The sequence below is a fragment of the Lapillicoccus sp. genome (genome assembly GCF_046595215.1).
In the GTDB taxonomy this organism is placed as follows: Bacteria; Actinomycetota; Actinomycetes; order Actinomycetales; family Dermatophilaceae; genus Lapillicoccus.
Map to the genome: position 1 here is coordinate 39,801 of NZ_JBKJPP010000212.1, position 15,218 is coordinate 55,018.

The window sequence follows — 15,218 nt, forward strand, 5'->3', positions numbered from 1 at the left end:
GACTTGGTCACGAACTTAACCGGTTAGGTTCCCTTCCTTAACCGGTTAGGTTCATACTGGGGACACCTGCCTCCGACACCACCAGCAGGACACCCACCCCGCGCGGAGGCCTCATCGGACAAGGGAGTCTGACGTGAGACTGCGTTCACTCATGGCCGCGCTGACGGTCCCCGCTCTCGCCCTCGGCGCCGCCGCGTGCAGCAGCAGCGGAGGCAGCGGGACCACCGCGGGCGGTGCCACCGCAGGTGCGGGCACCACCATCACCTACTGGGCCAGCAACCAGGGCACCAGCCTCGACAACGACAAGCAGGTGCTCGCACCCGAGTTGGAGAAGTTCACCACGGCGACGGGCATCAAGGTCAATCTCGAGGTGATCGGCTGGAACGACCTGCAGACCCGGATCCAGACCGCGATCACGTCCGGCTCCGGCCCCGACGTCCTCAACATCGGCAACACCTGGGCCGCGTCCCTGCAGGCCACCAAGGCGTTCATGCCCTACGACGAGGCGGCCATGAAGGCCATCGGCGGCAAGGACAAGTTCGTCAAGCCTGCCCTCGACACCGGGGGCGCCGCCGGGCAGGACGTCACGTCGGTGCCGCTCTACGGGCTCGCCTACGGCCTCTACTACAACAAGGCGATGTTCAAGACCGCCGGCCTCAACCCCCCGAAGACGTGGGAGGAGATGGTCTCGGCCGCCCAGAAGCTCACCGACCCCGCCAAGGGCACCTACGGCTTCTCGCTCGCCGCCGGGAGCTACACCGAGAACGTCCACTTCGCCTTCATCAACGGCTCACAGAACGGCGGCCAGTGGTTCGACACGGACGGCAAGCCGACCTTCACCACTGACCCGAACGTCCAGGGCGTCCTGCGCTACCTCGACCTCATGCAGAAGGACAAGGTCGTCAACACCTCGAACGCGCAGTACGACAACGGCACCAAGGCGGTCAACGACTTCGCGACGAAGAAGGTCGCGATGATCCTCAACCAGAACAACGCCGACAACTCGATCGTGTCCAACGGCATGAAGAGCGACGAGTACGGCGTCGTGCCGTTCCCCGCCCCGGCGGGCGGCCAGAAGATCGCGACGTTCATCGCCGGCATCAACCTGTCGATCTTCAAGAACACGAAGAACAAGGACGCGGCGCTGCAGTTCGTCAAGTTCATGACCTCCGAGGCGACCCAGACCTCACTCGGCAAACCATTCTCGTCGCTGCCGGTCCTGAACAACGCGACCCCGGTCTTCACGGACAACGCGGAGGAGGCCAAGACGTTCCAGGACATCTACGCCAACCAGTCCAAGCCGCTCCCGCTCGTGCCCGCCGAGGACCAGTTCGAGAGCACGGTCGGCAAGGCGATGAACGGCCTGTTCGCCAAGATCGCCACCGGCGGCACGGTGAGCGCCGGCGAGGTCAAGACCGCACTCAAGGACGCCCAGGACCAGGTGACGGCGGCCGTCGGCTGACCACCCTGACCACAGCCGGTGGTCCGGCTCCTCGCCGAGCCGGGCCACCAGCCCAAGCGTGAAGGGGTATGCCGTGTCGGCTCCCACTGTCAGACCCTCCATCGCCACGCCGGAGCGCACCGTGGTGGCCAGGCGCACCACCCGGGTCCGGGGACGACGGCCATCGAACCGACGGCCCCGCTATCTGCCCTACCTGCTCCTCGCCCCAGCAGTCCTGATGGAGCTGTTGATCCACATCGTGCCGATGCTCGTCGGTATCTGGATGAGCTTCGTCAAGCTGACGAAGTTCTTCATCTCCAACTGGTCCGAGGCACCCTATGCCGGGCTGGGCAACTACGCGGTCGCCATCGACGTCGACTCGAGCATCGGGCGCGGACTGCTGACGTCCTTCCTCGTGACCCTCGCGTTCTCCCTGCTCGCCGTCCTCTCCGCCTGGGTCCTCGGGATGGCCGCGGCCGTCGCGCTGCAGCAGCCCTTCCGGGGGCGCGGCCTCGTGCGGACGGTGTTCCTCGTGCCCTACGCCCTACCCGCCTACGCCGGCATCCTCACGTGGAACTTCATGCTTCAGCGCGACACGGGGCTGGTGAACAACGTCCTCGTCGACAACCTTGGCGCCATGACCGACCGGCCGTTCTGGCTCATCGGCAGCAACGCCTTCGCCTCGGTCGTCACGGTCGCGGTGTGGCGCCTCTGGCCGTTCGCGTTCCTCACCCTCATGGCCGGTCTCCAGAGCATTCCCACCGACCTCTACGAGGCCGCGGCGGTCGATGGGGCCAACAACCTGCGCCAGTGGCGACACATCACCCTGCCGTCCCTGCGCCCGGTCAACCTCGTCCTCGTCCTCGTCCTCTTCCTCTGGACCTTCAGCGACTTCAACACGCCCTACGTCCTCTTCGGCACGGCCCAGCCGCCCGCGGGCGACCTCATCTCGTTCCACATCTACAACGCATCGTTCCTCACCTGGAACTTCGGCAGCGGGGCGGCGATGTCGGTCCTGCTCCTGCTCTTCCTCCTGGTCGTCACCGCGGTCTATCTCGTCACCACGAACAGGAGGTCCCGTCGTGCGTAACACGCGAGGTTTCAAGGTCTACCGGGGCGTCGTCCTCGCCGTGCTCGGCGTCTTCACGGTCATCCCGCTCTATGCGATGGCGACGTCCTCGCTCAAACCACTGCGCGACGTCCAGAACAGCTTCACGTGGTGGCCGACGAGCCCGACGGTGGCGCCGTTCGTCGACATGTGGTCAACGGTCCCGCTGGCGCGCTACTTCGTCAACAGCATCATCGTGGCCACCGTCGCCACCGCGGCAAGCGTGCTCCTCGCCATCCTGGCGGCCTTCGCCGTCTCGAGGTTCAGCTTCCGCGGACGTTCCGTCTTCACGACGACCGTCCTGTCGACCCAGATGTTCCCCGGCGTGCTCTTCCTGCTGCCGCTGTTCCTCATCTTCGTCAACATCAACTCCTCGACAGGGATCCAGCTCGTGGGCTCGCGCACCGGCCTGATCATCACCTACCTGACCTTCTCCCTGCCGTTCTCCATCTGGATGCTCGTCGGCTACTTCGACACCATCCCCCGCGAGCTCGACGAGGCGGCCATGGTCGACGGCTGCGGACCGATGGGCGCCTTGTGGCGGGTCGTCCTCCCGGCGGCTCGACCGGGCGTCATCGCCGTCGCGATCTATGCGTTCATGACGTCCTGGGGTGAGGTGCTCTTCGCCTCGGTGATGACGACGGACGCCAACCGGACCCTGGCCGTGGGACTTCGGCAGTACTCCACCCAGACGAACATCTACTGGAACCAGATCATGGCCGCGTCGCTCGTGGTGAGCATCCCCGTCGTCATCGGCTTCCTGCTGGCCCAGAAGCACTTCGTCGCCGGGGTCACCGCGGGAGCGGTCAAGTGAGGACGCCGCTCCCCGCGTCATGGACCCTCCGGGCCACCGGCGGGGCCGCACCGGCCGGGCTGCTCGGCGTGGCCGTCGCGGCGGCGGTGCCGGGGTGCGTCCACACGGACCTCCTGGGCGCCGGGGTGATCCCCGACCCCTACCTCGACGAGCACGAGGCCGCCCTCGCCTGGATCGGGCGCTCGTCGTGGCGCTACGCGACGAGCGTCAACGAGTCGCCGGCGGCCCCGGGTGAGCGGGTGGAGCTCGTCTTCGACGGGCTCGACACCGTCTGCTCCGTCACGTTCGACGGGCAGGTCCTCGGATCGCCCCGCAACATGCACCGGACCCACCGCTTCGACGTCACCTCGCTCCTGCATGGCGGGGGCCACGAGCTCACCGTCGACTTCGCCGCCCAGCTCGACGCGGCCGAGGCGGCGAGCACCGAGCAGGGGCCGCGGAACCACGTCAACGCCCACCCCTACAACGCGATCCGCAAGATGGCCTGCAACTTCGGCTGGGACTGGGGGCCGGACCTCGTCACGGCGGGCATCTGGCGAGCGGTCCACGTCCACCGCTGGCACACGGCCCGGTTGGGTGACGTCCGGACCCTGGTCACCGTCGCCGACGGCACGGGCCGCGTGGAGGTCCACGCCGACGTCGTCCACGCCTCGAGCGCCGCCGGCACCCCTGTTGCTCACGCTGAGGTCCCTCTCCGCCTCCGGGTGGAGCTCAACGGGACATCGGCCGACGTCGCCGTCCTCGGCAGCCACGCCGTCGCCACCCTCGAGGTCCCCGACGTCGACCTCTGGTGGCCGCGCGGCCACGGTGACCAGCCGCTGCACGACCTCGTCGTCACCCTCCTCCACGTCACCCCCCTTCGCGGCGAGGAGGAGCTCGAGCGGCAGGAACGGCGGATCGGCTTCCGCACTGTCACCCTCGACACGACACCGGACGAGCACGGCACCCCGTTCACCCTCGTCGTCAACGGCAGGCCGATCCTCGTCAAGGGCGCCAACTGGATCCCCGACGACTGCTTCCCGAGCCGGGTGGACCGGGCCCGCTACGGGCGACGGATCACCGACGCCGTCGACGCGGGGATGAACCTCCTGCGGGTCTGGGGCGGCGGGATCTACGAGTCCGAGGACTTCTACGACCTCTGCGACGAGCAGGGCGTCCTCGTCTGGCAGGACTTCCTCTTCGCCTGTGCCGCCTACGCCGAGGAGTCCCCGCTCGCCGACGAGATCATCGCCGAGGCGACCGGGGCCATCACCCGGCTGAGCTCGCACGCCAGCCTCGTCCTCTGGAACGGCAACAACGAGAACCTCTGGGGCCACGTGGACTGGCACTGGGCGGACCAGCTCGGCGACCTGACCTGGGGCCGCGGTTACTACCTCGACGTCCTGCCGCGCCTGGTCGCCGAGCTCGACCCGACCCGGCCCTACTCCCCGGGCAGCCCGTGGTCGTTCGACGAGCGCCGCCATCCGAACGACCCGTCCCACGGGACCACGCACCTCTGGGACGTGTGGAACCAGCTCGACTACACGGCATACCGGTCCTCCGTCCCCCGCTTCGTCGCCGAGTTCGGCTACCAGGGTCCGCCGACCTGGGCGACCCTCACGCGCGCCGTCCACGACCACCCCCTCACGCCGCGCTCGCCGGGGATGCTCAGTCACCAGAAGGCCGAGGACGGCGACGCCAAGCTCAGCCGCGGCATCGCCCCGCACCTCGAGCTCCCCGCGGACGTCGAGGACTGGCACTGGGCCATGTCCGTGCAGCAGGCCCGGGCGGTGACCTTCGGCATCGAGCACTTCCGGTCGTGGCAGCCCGTCTGCAGCGGCTCGATCGTGTGGCAGCTCAACGACTGCTGGCCCGTGACGTCCTGGGCGGCCGTCGACGGTGACGGCCGCCGCAAGCCGCTCTGGTATGCCCTGCGCCGGGTCAACGCCGACCGGTTGCTGACCATCCAGCCCCGCGACGGAGGCCTCGCGCTGGCTGGGTGCAACGACACGGACGCCCCCTGGGTGGGCCACGCCAGGGTGCGACGGGTCACGTTCGACGGCGTCGAGCGCGCCGTCACGACGCTGCCGGTCGCGACCCCAGCGCGCAGCACCACCCTCGTCCCGCTGGCCGCTGCCCTCCTTGACGGGACCGACCCGCGCGACGAGCTCGTCGTCGCCCGGCTCGGCGACGAGCGGGCGCTGTGGTTCTTCGACGAGGACCGACGGCTGGGCCTGGTCGACGCGTGGAAGACGAGCGCGGCCGAGCGGACCCCGGACGGGTATGCCGTCCACGTCACGGCCGACGCGCTGCAGCGCGACGTCTGCCTGCTCGTCGACAAGGTCGACCCGGACGCGGTCGCCGACGACATGCTCCTCACGCTCCTGGCCGGGGAGAGCCACACCTTCCACGTCCGCAGCAGCAGGTCCGTCGACCCTCAGCGCTTCCTGTCCCCACAGGTGCTGCGGTCGACGAACCAGCTCGTCCACCGCTGAGCCCACCCACTGACCACCTCCCGAGACCAGGAGCCACCCACCATGACCGACCCGAACCTCACCTTCCCGAAGGGCTTCCTCTTCGGTGCCGCCACCGCGAGCTACCAGATCGAGGGCGCGGTGACGGAGGACGGCCGCACACCGTCCATCTGGGATACCTTCTCGCACACCCCCGGCAGGGTCCTCGGCGACGACAACGGCGACGTGGCCGCCGACCACTACCACCGGATGCGCGACGACGTGGCCCTGATGACGCAGCTCGGCCTCCAGTCCTACCGGTTCTCCATCGCGTGGCCCCGCGTCCAGCCGGGAGGCTCGGGGGCGTTCAACCAGAAAGGGATCGACTTCTACTCGTCCCTGGTCGACGAGCTGCTCGACCACGACATCCGGCCGATCGCCACGCTCTACCACTGGGACCTCCCGCAGGAGCTGGAGGACCGGGGCGGTTGGGCCAACCGGGCGACGGCCCAGGCCTTCGCCCCGTACGCCGCCCGGGTCGCCGAGACCCTCGGCGACCGGGTCCACGTCTGGACGACGCTCAACGAGCCGTGGTGCTCGGCCTACCTCGGCTACGCCTCCGGGGTCCACGCACCCGGGCGGACCGACGGGGCCGACGCGCTCGCTGCCGTGCACCATCTCAACCTGGCGCACGGCCTGGCCATCCAGGCGATCAGGGCCGAGCTGCCCTCCGCCACGGTGTCCGTCACCCACAACCTGCACGTCATCCACCCCGCGGACCCGGCCTCCGAGGACGATCTCGACATCGTCCGGCGACTCGACGCCCTCGGCAACCGGGCCTTCCTCGGGCCGGAGCTCGACGGCGCCTACCCCGAGGACCTCATCGCGGACACGGCCGCGGTCACCGACTGGTCCTTCGTGCGCGACGGCGACCTCGAGACCATCCACCAGCCACTCGACCTGCTGGGGGTCAACTACTACACGACGAGCATCGCCAGGCGCTGGGACGGGGTGTCGGAGCGCCACCTCGACGACGGGCACCAGGAGTCCGAGCACCTTGCCTGGGTGGGCGTCGACGACGTCGACTTCGTCCGCCCACCGGGACTGCGCACGGCGATGGGGTGGCTCGTCGACCCGGCCGGGCTCACCGAGCTCCTTGTCCGGACGTCGGCGGCCCACCCCGGCCTGCCGCTCATGGTCACCGAGAACGGCGCCGCGTTCGAGGACACCGTCGACGCCGACGGCCAGGTCCGTGACGACCTGCGGGTGGACTACGTCAGGACCCACCTGCAGGCCGTCAAGGACGCGATCGACGCCGGCGCCGACGTGCGCGGCTACCAGCTCTGGTCCCTGCTCGACAACTTCGAGTGGGCATGGGGCTATGAACGCCGCTTCGGGATCATCAGGGTCGACTACGACACGCAGGAGCGCACCCTCAAGGACTCCGCGAAGCTCTATGCACAGGTCATCCGCGCCAGCGCCTGAGATTCCGGACAGGTCAGACGTGGCGGCGGCTCGTCACGACCCGGAACCGGTTCGCCACGAACGCGGCGTCGACGTAGGCCGCGTTGGCCGCGGGGTTGGCCCCCGTGCCGTGGTAGTCCGAGAAGGCCGCCGTCTGGTTGACGAAGACCGACCCGGTCAGGTTCTCGGACAGCGAGACCCCCGCGTCGGCTGCGGCGTCACGCGCGGCGTCGAGAACCTCCTCCGACGTCGAGTAGACCGCGGCCGTCATCGCCCCGTGCTCGCGCACCGTGTGCGCGAACTGTGCCAGCGACTGCTCGGTCGACGCCGTCTCGATGAGGAAGCTCACCGGCCCGAAGCACTCCTGCGTGTAGATGTCCTCGCGCGAGACGTCGAGCGCCACGAGACCGGGCGCCCTCACGACGGCGTCGGGGTATGCCGGGTGGGTCACCGCGCGTGAGTCGAGGACCACCGTGCCGCCCGAGTCCGCCGCCAGCGCCGCGAGAGCACCGGCGTTGGCCCGCACCTGCGGGTTGACCGTCGCCCCGAGCAGCTCGACGGCCTTCGCGTCGTCACCGGTGAGCCGGCTGATGGCCGCCCCGAGCCGGGAGCCGAACTCGTCGAACGACAGGTGGCCCTCGTCCGTCTCGATGCCGCCTGCCGGGACGTAGAGGTTCTGCGGCGTGGTGCACATCTGCCCGGAGTAGAGCGTGAGCGAGAAGGCGAGGTTGCCGAGCACCCCGCGCAGGTTGTCCGTCGAGTCGATGACGATCGTGTTGACGCCGGCCTTCTCGGTGTAGACCAGCGTGCCGAGCGCCGCGCCCTCCCGCTCGAGCCACTCCCCGAAGCCGGACCCCCCCGTGTAGTCGACGATCGCGATCTCGGGACGCTCGACGAGGTCCTTGGCCGAGCCCTCATCGTCGGCCTCCGCGGCGAGCTGCACGAGTGCGGCATCGAAACCGTTGTCGGTCAACACCTTTCGGGCGATCTCGACGGTGATGGCCAGCGGCAGCACGGCCCGCGGGTGCGGCTTGACGATCACCGGGTTGCCGGTGACGAGCGAGGCGAAGAGACCGGGATAGGCGTTCCACGTCGGGAAGGTGTTGCAGCCGATCACCAGGGCGATCCCCCGCGGCACGACCCGGTAGTCCTTGCGCATCCGGATCGGGGCGTCCTTGGCCGGCTTCTCCCACACGACCGACGCCGGCACCCGCTCCTGCTCGACCAGACCCGCCGCGATCGCCTCGAGGGCGCGGTCCTGCGCGTGCGGGCCGCCGGCCTGGAACGACATGACGAAGGGCTGGCCGGACGTGTGCATGACGGCGTTGGCGATCTCGAAGGAGCGCCGGTTGATCCCGTCGACGATCCCGACGCAGACCGCCGCCCGCACCTGAGGCCCTGCGTCACGCCAGGCCGGCATGGCGGCATGCGCGGCGACCAGCGCCGCGTCGACGTCGAGCCGCGGATACTCCACCGCCAGCGTCGGGCCGTAGGGCGAGACCTCCGACCCGACGAAGGTGGCAGTGCCCGGCTGACCCTGCAGCCCGGCATACGCCGTGCCGAGGTGCGCCTCGTATGCCGCGAGGCCGTCGGCCGCCGCCGTCTCCCCGTAGACCCGCGGCGAGGGGGAATCGGGATAGCGCGAGAACCAGCGCCGGGAGGCCAGGGCGCTGCGGACCTCCTCGAGGACCTGCGCGTGCTGCGTCGCGAGCGGGTGGGTGGTGGACGTCGTTGCCTCGGTGGTCACCCGGTGATGGTATCCGCGCGCCGGTCCAGCCCGAAGGGGCAGACTGCCCCTCGTGACGACGAACGGTGTGCGGACCCGGCTCTGGCGCGGCGGCAAGCTCGACCGGGAGGACTTCCCGCTCGACGAGCTGTCCGAGCTGCTCGACGACGAGGGCGCCCTGGTCTGGGTGGACCTCTGCGAGCCCGACCACGACCGGCTCTCCGCGCTGGCCCAGGAGCTCTGCCTCGACCGGCACGCCGTCGAGGACGCGGTGGCCCATGGAGAGCGGCCCAAGGCGACGCGGCACAAGACGCACACCTTCGTCACGGCATACGCGACCCGGATGGAGACCGGCGGCGGCCCACCCGGCCTCGACTCCCGCCTGCGGACCTCGCGGGTGTCGGCGTTCGTCCTGCCCCGGGGGATGGTGACGGTCCGCCGCAAGGACGACTTCGACATCGACGAGGTCGTGGCGCGCTGGGACGAGAACTCCGACCTCCTCGAGCTCGGGCCGTCCGCCCTGCTCCACGGCCTGCTCGACGTCGTCGTCGACGGCCACTTCGAGACGATCCAACAGCTCGACGACGCCATCGAGGCCCTCGAGGACGAGCTGTTCGACGAGCAGGCCCGCACGAGGCAGACCCAGCGCGACACCTACCGGGTGCGCAAGGAGCTGGTCGAGCTGCGCCGCGTCGTGCTGCCGATGCGCGAGGTGGTCAACGCGATCCTGCGGCACCGCACCGAGCACCGGACAGGCGGCAACGAGCTGGACGGCTGGTACTCCGACCTCTACGACCACGTCCTCCGGGCATCCGAGTGGACGGAGTCGTTGCGGGACATGGTGACCACGGTCTTCGAGACCAACCTGTCGCTGCAGGACGCCAGGCTCAACAACGTCATGAAGAAGCTGACCGGCTGGGCCGCGATCATCGCCGTGCCGACGGCGGTGACGGGCTGGTTCGGGCAGAACGTGCCCTATCCGGGCTTCCAGCAGACCTCCGGCCTGATCGCCACCTCGGTGATCATCGTCGCCCTCGCCGCCGGCCTGTATGCCGTGTTCAAGCGCCGCGGCTGGCTGTAGCCGGCCGTCTTCGATGTTGCTCACCCGCGGCAGCGCACGCCGCTGACCTGCGTGCGCTGCTGAGACGGGTCCGGCCCGGACGGGCTGGGCTGCCGGCACGCCGCTGCGCGCGCTCGTGCCGTGATCTTGCGCACCCCGAGCACGACGGCCGACAGCCAGAACAGGAACACCGGGAAGAAGAACCCGGCGAACAGACCGCCGACTCCGGCGATGGCCGACGCCACCTTCAGCCACCAGGGGCAGCGCCGACCTCGCGGCGATGACGAGGGCCGCAGCGCCTCGAGAGCGGGGGATCCTCGCGCTGCTGGGCCGAGCCCTGTCCGACGCGGAGATCGCCCCGCAGCTCGTCGTCTCGGAGACGACGGTCAAGACACACGTGGCCCGGGTGCTGATGACGCTCGGTCTGCGCGACCGGGTGCAGGCGGTGATCTACTCCGACGAGAGTGGCGTGGTCTCGGTCGGCGACCGTCCCTTCGAGGCGCGCTGAGCCCCACGCGGAGGCCGTATGCCGCCCACGGGTCTGCGCATCTCGTCAGCGCCTGACGCGGTAGCGCAGGTAGACCACACCGCTGCTGAACCGGCGCTCGTCCAGCAGCTCGAGCTCCACCCGGACGTGCTCGGGAAGGGACCTCCTGCCGCCCCCCACGACGACGGGGACGAGGACGAGCCGCAGCTCGTCGACCAGCCCCGCCTCGATAGCCTGGCCGGCCAGCTCCGGACCACCTATGGAGAGGTCCTGGTCCGCCGACGCCGTGAGCTGCCTGACCGCATCCGGGTCGAGGTCTCGCTCGATCCTCGTCCTCGTGGTGGATGCGGCCTTCAATGTCCTCGAGTAGACGACCTTGTCAGCGGCCTGCCAGATCCGGGCGTAGTCCACGGTGACCGGCGACTGGTCAGCGCCGGCGCTCGCCGTCTCCCAGAAGCGCATCACCTCATACATCCGCCGGCCGTAGAGATAGGTGCCGACCGGGCGCTCGAGGTCGTTGACGAACGCATGGACCTCCTCGTCCGGAGCGGCCCACTCGAAACCGCCGTCCGCTGCCGCGACGTATCCGTCGAGCGAGGTGATCGCCGAGTAGATCAGCATGGCGACAAGTGTACGGTGTCCACATCACGGCGAGACCCGCAGGATGTCGACGCGTCGCTCGACTGGGGCAGGATGTCGGTCATGGAGGCCATCGGACACGTCGCGGTCATCGGTGCGGGGTCGATGGGGTCAGGCATCGCCCAGCTCGCTGCCGCGGCAGGCCACGAGGCGCACCTCGTCGACGTGGTCGATGGGGCAGCATCGGCCGCCCTCGCCCGGATCGCGTCATCGCTGGGCCAGGCCACGGACCGGGGGCGGATCTCGCGCGACGCGGCAGCCGACGCGCTCGCTCGCGTCCACGTCGAGAGCCGCCTCGAGGACCTGCCCGAGTGCGGCCTGGTCATCGAGGCGATCAGGGAGGACCTCGAGGTCAAGCGCCGCCTCTTCGCAGAGCTGGCCGCCCTGCAGGCCCCGACGACGGTCCTCGCGAGCAACACCTCCAGCCTCGACATCGGCGCGATCGCCTCGGCCGTCCATGACCCCGAACGCGTGATCGGCCTGCACTTCTTCAACCCGCCGACCGTGATGCGGCTCGTCGAGATCATCCACAGTGACGCCAGCGCGCGACCGGTGCTCGATCACGTCACCAGCCTGATGCGGGCCTGGGGGAAGACGCCCGTGCACTGCTCCTCCACCCCGGGGTTCATCGTCAACCGCGTCGCGCGCCCCTTCTACGGGGAGGCCCAGCGGATGCTCGAGGCCGGCGTCGCCGATGCCGCCACCCTCGACGCGTGCCTGCGCGAAGCCGGCTTCCGGATGGGGCCGCTCGAGCTCACCGACTTCATCGGCCAGGACGTCAACCTCGCGGTCGGCACCAGCGTCTGGGAACAGACCGGCCGCGACGAGCGCTACGCCCCGACCGCCCTCCAGCAGCGGCTCGTGGCCGACGGTCACCTCGGCCGCAAGAGCGGCGAGGGCATCTACCGGTATGCCGGGGGCGCCGGCCCGCAGGACGCCTCGCCTGACGAGGGGCGCATGGCCGAGCTGGTGGGCGGGCCGATCACGACCGACCCGGTGGCCCGGACGGTGGCGATGCTCGTCAACGAGGCGCTCGACCTCGTCCACCGCGGCGAGGCCAGCGCCGCCGACGTCGACCTGGCCATGACCCTGGGGACGAACTACCCCCGTGGCCCGATCGCCTGGGGTCGGGAGATCGGCCACGACGTGATCCACGCACAGCTCGTCGAGCTCGATGCGGCGTTCCCCGGTGGCCGCTACCGCCCCAGCCCGGCCCTCTCGGCCACCGTATGAGGGACAACCCCGCCGGCGGCGAGCACGCGCCGACGGGCGAGGCCGACCTCACCCACGTCAAAGCGATGTGGGCGGACGACAGGGCGTCGGCGCACCTCGGCATGGAGGCGGTGACCCTCGAGGTCGACCACGCGGTGGTCCGGATGACCGTCGGTGAGCACATGGTCAACGGGCACGGCACGGCGCACGGGGGCTTCCTCTTCACCCTCGCCGACTCGACGTTCGGGCTCGTCTGCAACTCCCGTGGCGAGGTCACCGTCGCCGCGGGCGCCGACATCGTCTTCGTCGCGGCCGCCCGGCTCGGTGACGTGCTCGTGGCCGAGGGAGCCAGCCGGACGGCATACGGGCGGAGCGGGCTGACCGACGTGACCGTGACCCGCGAGTCGGACGGGGCGGTCATCGTGGAGTTCCGCGGGAGGTCGCGCGCCCTGCGCCGTCAATGACCCGATGAACAGGCACCGCCGGCAGCTGGGGCGCGCAGAGCCCAGGTCACGGTTGAGGGCAGCTTCACCCGCGTGAGCCGCCGGGGTGGCAGGATCACCCTCAACACGCTAGCCCCGGTGAGAGGAAACCCCCGAATGACCCGCAGTCCCCTGTCCATCTTCCTCGTGGGAGCGGTGGGCCTGTCCCTGGCCGCATGCGGCTCCAGCTCCCTCTCCGGTGGTGACGCAGCAAAGCCGAGCTCGGCTCCTGCGGCCACCCAGACCGCTGACGCCGCCCTGGTCGCCAAGCTCCCGGCGAAGATCAAGTCCGCCGGCACGATCGTGGTCGGCACCGACGCGACATATGCGCCGAACGAGTACCTCGACACCGACGGCAAGACGGTTGTCGGCATGGACGTGGACATCTTCAACGCCATCGCCGCGAAGTTCGGCCTCAAGGTCGAGTACCAGCCGGCGAAGTTCGACTCGATCATCCTCGGGGTCAGCAGCGGCAAGTACGACGTCGGCCTGTCGAGCTTCACCATCAACGACACCCGCAAGACCCAGGCCACCATGGTGAGCTACTTCAACGCGGGAACGCAGTGGGTCACGCCAAAGGGCAACCCGAAGAAGGTCGACCCGGAGAATGCCTGCGGCCTCAACGTCGGCGTCCAGAAGGGCACGGTGCAGGAGACCGACGACCTCCCGGCCCGCAGCAAGAAGTGCACGGACGCCGGCAAGCCAGCCATCAACCCCGTCGTCGACGAGGACCAGGGGAAGGTCACCACCGCCGTCATCTCCGGCAAGGCGGACGCCATGCTCGCCGACTCCCCCGTCGGCCTCTACGCCGTCAAGCAGACGAACGGTCAGCTCGAGGCTGCCGGCCAGATCTACGACGCAGCCCCCTACGGGATCGTCGTTGCCAAGGACCAGACCGACTTCGCCAAGGCCATTGGCGATGCCCTCACGGCGCTCAACACCTCAGGTGAATACAAGAAGGCCCTCGCCAAGTGGGGCAACGAGAGCGGTGCTGTCACGACCTTCGCCGTCAACCCCTGATGACCGAGCGATCGCCGGAGCGGCCGGGCCTCATCCAGGCCCGGCCGGTCCGGCATCCCTGGCGCTGGGTCGCCATCGCCGCGCTGACGGTCGTCGTGGCGATGATCGTCAGCTCCTTTGTGACCAACGCCAAGTGGGACTTCCCCTTCGCCCTCGAGATCATGCAACAGCAGCGAGTCCTCGAGGGTCTCTACAAGGGGACGCTCCTGGGCACCGCCGGCGCGATGGCCATCGGCGTCACGTTCGGCGTCGTGGTCGCCGTCATGCGCCTGTCCGACAACCCCGTCCTGCGCTGGGTGTCGTTCGGCTACACGTGGTTCTTCCGCGCCATCCCCCGCTACGTCCTCCTGGTGCTCATCGGCACCGGCATCGGCTACCTCTACAACCGGCTGGACATCGGGGTGCCCTTCGGAGAGCAGATCGCCAGCGTGTTCGGCCTGAGCAACGACCTGACCATCTGGCACTTCGACACCAAGGACATCACCGGGGGGATCTTCGGCGGCATGGTCGGACTGGGTCTGTCCGAAGCGGCCTACATGGCCGAGATCGCCCGAGCCGGGATCCTGTCCGTGGACAAGGGTCAGGCTGAGGCAGCCCAGGCGCTGGGGATGGACTCGGGCAGGACGATGCGCCGAATCGTCCTCCCCCAAGCCATGAGGGTCATCGTCCCACCCACGGGAAACGAGACCATCGCCATGGTCAAGGACACGTCCCTCCTCGTCGCCCTTCCGGTCATCACCGAGCTCTTCTACCAGACGTCCTCGATCGGCTCGCAGACCTTCCGCATCATGCCGGGTCTGGTGGCCGCGACCCTGTACTACCTCATCGTCTGCTCGATCCTCATGGTCGGGCAGTCCTACCTGGAGCGGTACTTCGGCCGAGGGTTCGGGCAGCCGAAGCCCAAGAACCCGCGGTTCGCCCGACCCGCGGGCATGGGAGGTGCGTGATGACCACGCAGCCGAGACACCGAGATCCCTCCCCACGGCATACGGACCCGCCGTTGGTGCACGCCGTCAACGTGATGAAGTCGTTCCACGGCGACCAGGTCCTCAAGGGCATCGACCTGGACGTGCATCGCGGCGAGGTCGTCTGCCTCCTCGGCCCGTCAGGGTCGGGGAAGACCACCTTCCTGCGATGCATCAACCAGCTCGAGACGATCGACGGCGGCCGGATCTGGGTCGACGGCGTGCTGATGGGCTACGACGACCGAGCCGGGCGCCTGCATCGGTTGGGCGACAAGGCGATCGCCGCCCAGCGCCGCGACATCGGCATGTGCTTCCAGCGGTTCAACCTGTTCCCGCACATGACCGCCACCGAGAACGTCCTCGAGGCG

General features: G+C 69.4%; 15 protein-coding genes. 12 read left to right on the forward strand and 3 right to left on the reverse strand.

Annotation, left to right across the window (positions count from 1 at the left end):
• Positions 1-133 precede the first annotated feature (133 nt).
• The 5 genes from ACLL9L_RS18065 (at position 134) to ACLL9L_RS18085 (ending at position 7,280) form a co-directional block, all read left to right on the forward strand.
• Positions 134-1,462, forward strand: coding sequence for an extracellular solute-binding protein (locus ACLL9L_RS18065; protein WP_411286036.1), 1,329 nt, complete (start codon positions 134-136; stop codon positions 1,460-1,462).
• 73 nt (positions 1,463-1,535) lie between these two features.
• Positions 1,536-2,531, forward strand: a complete 996-nt coding sequence (locus ACLL9L_RS18070; RefSeq protein WP_411286037.1) for a carbohydrate ABC transporter permease — start codon at positions 1,536-1,538, stop codon at positions 2,529-2,531.
• Positions 2,524-3,363, forward strand: coding sequence for a carbohydrate ABC transporter permease (locus tag ACLL9L_RS18075; RefSeq protein ID WP_411286038.1), 840 nt, complete (start codon positions 2,524-2,526; stop codon positions 3,361-3,363). Before ACLL9L_RS18070 ends, ACLL9L_RS18075 begins: the two co-directional genes overlap by 8 nt.
• Positions 3,360-5,837, forward strand: a complete 2,478-nt coding sequence (locus ACLL9L_RS18080) for a glycoside hydrolase family 2 protein (protein ID WP_411286039.1) — start codon at positions 3,360-3,362, stop codon at positions 5,835-5,837. The genes ACLL9L_RS18075 and ACLL9L_RS18080 overlap by 4 nt, the downstream gene beginning before the upstream one ends.
• Before the next feature lie 42 nt (positions 5,838-5,879).
• On the forward strand, positions 5,880-7,280 hold the full coding sequence (locus ACLL9L_RS18085) for a GH1 family beta-glucosidase (protein WP_411286040.1): 1,401 nt from the start codon (positions 5,880-5,882) through the stop codon (positions 7,278-7,280).
• Between the two features lie 13 nt (positions 7,281-7,293).
• Here the strand turns inward: ACLL9L_RS18085 and paaN are convergent, their stop codons facing one another.
• Positions 7,294-9,006: a phenylacetic acid degradation protein PaaN gene (paaN, locus tag ACLL9L_RS18090; protein ID WP_411286041.1), complete on the reverse strand. Its 1,713-nt coding sequence runs from the start codon at positions 9,004-9,006 to the stop codon at positions 7,294-7,296.
• A gap of 52 nt (positions 9,007-9,058) precedes the next feature.
• Between paaN and ACLL9L_RS18095 the strand changes: the two genes are divergently transcribed.
• The gene (locus tag ACLL9L_RS18095) at positions 9,059-10,066 is read left to right on the forward strand and encodes a magnesium transporter CorA family protein (RefSeq protein ID WP_411286042.1); all 1,008 of its coding nucleotides are present in this window, start codon (positions 9,059-9,061) and stop codon (positions 10,064-10,066) included.
• Positions 10,067-10,086: 20 nt separating this feature from the next.
• Here ACLL9L_RS18095 and ACLL9L_RS18100 read toward each other — a convergent pair whose 3' ends face one another.
• A complete protein-coding gene (locus ACLL9L_RS18100) occupies positions 10,087-10,290 on the reverse strand; it encodes a hypothetical protein (protein ID WP_411286043.1) in 204 nt (67 codons plus the stop codon).
• 35 nt (positions 10,291-10,325) lie between these two features.
• Between ACLL9L_RS18100 and ACLL9L_RS18105 the strand changes: the two genes are divergently transcribed.
• The gene (locus ACLL9L_RS18105; RefSeq protein WP_411286044.1) at positions 10,326-10,553 is read left to right on the forward strand and encodes a response regulator transcription factor; all 228 of its coding nucleotides are present in this window, start codon (positions 10,326-10,328) and stop codon (positions 10,551-10,553) included.
• 45 nt (positions 10,554-10,598) lie between these two features.
• On the opposite strand, the gene ACLL9L_RS18110 is transcribed toward ACLL9L_RS18105, so the two are convergent.
• Positions 10,599-11,153, reverse strand: coding sequence for a dihydrofolate reductase family protein (locus tag ACLL9L_RS18110; RefSeq protein ID WP_411286045.1), 555 nt, complete (start codon positions 11,151-11,153; stop codon positions 10,599-10,601).
• A 15-nt stretch (positions 11,154-11,168) separates the two neighbouring features.
• Here ACLL9L_RS18110 and ACLL9L_RS18115 point away from each other — a divergent pair, with 15 nt between their 5' ends.
• From ACLL9L_RS18115 to ACLL9L_RS18135, 5 genes are all read left to right on the forward strand, one after another.
• Positions 11,169-12,404 (forward strand): 3-hydroxyacyl-CoA dehydrogenase NAD-binding domain-containing protein, encoded by a 1,236-nt coding sequence (locus ACLL9L_RS18115; RefSeq protein WP_411286046.1) that lies wholly within the window; start codon positions 11,169-11,171, stop codon positions 12,402-12,404.
• Positions 12,401-12,847 (forward strand): hydroxyphenylacetyl-CoA thioesterase PaaI, encoded by a 447-nt coding sequence (gene paaI / locus ACLL9L_RS18120; protein WP_411286047.1) that lies wholly within the window; start codon positions 12,401-12,403, stop codon positions 12,845-12,847. The genes ACLL9L_RS18115 and paaI overlap by 4 nt, the downstream gene beginning before the upstream one ends.
• A 135-nt stretch (positions 12,848-12,982) precedes the next feature.
• On the forward strand, positions 12,983-13,885 hold the full coding sequence (locus ACLL9L_RS18125) for an ABC transporter substrate-binding protein (RefSeq protein ID WP_411286048.1): 903 nt from the start codon (positions 12,983-12,985) through the stop codon (positions 13,883-13,885).
• Positions 13,885-14,832: an amino acid ABC transporter permease gene (locus ACLL9L_RS18130; RefSeq protein ID WP_411286049.1), complete on the forward strand. Its 948-nt coding sequence runs from the start codon at positions 13,885-13,887 to the stop codon at positions 14,830-14,832. Before ACLL9L_RS18125 ends, ACLL9L_RS18130 begins: the two co-directional genes overlap by 1 nt.
• Positions 14,832-15,218: ATP-binding cassette domain-containing protein (locus tag ACLL9L_RS18135; protein WP_411286050.1), on the forward strand; the 387-nt coding region annotated here is incomplete at its 3' end. The genes ACLL9L_RS18130 and ACLL9L_RS18135, both read left to right, overlap by 1 nt.

What these genes read in the sequence shown, in the direction of transcription:
- ACLL9L_RS18085 (WP_411286040.1), top strand. Translation starts at nt 5,880, where the DNA reads ATGACCGACCCGAACCTCACCTTCCCGAAGGGCTTCCTCTTCGGTGCC.
- ACLL9L_RS18105 (WP_411286044.1), top strand. Translation starts at nt 10,326, where the DNA reads ATGACGAGGGCCGCAGCGCCTCGAGAGCGGGGGATCCTCGCGCTGCTG.
- ACLL9L_RS18110 (WP_411286045.1), bottom strand. Translation starts at nt 11,153, where the DNA reads ATGCTGATCTACTCGGCGATCACCTCGCTCGACGGATACGTCGCGGCA.
- paaI (WP_411286047.1), top strand. Translation starts at nt 12,401, where the DNA reads ATGAGGGACAACCCCGCCGGCGGCGAGCACGCGCCGACGGGCGAGGCC.
- ACLL9L_RS18125 (WP_411286048.1), top strand. Translation starts at nt 12,983, where the DNA reads ATGACCCGCAGTCCCCTGTCCATCTTCCTCGTGGGAGCGGTGGGCCTG.
- ACLL9L_RS18130 (WP_411286049.1), top strand. Translation starts at nt 13,885, where the DNA reads ATGACCGAGCGATCGCCGGAGCGGCCGGGCCTCATCCAGGCCCGGCCG.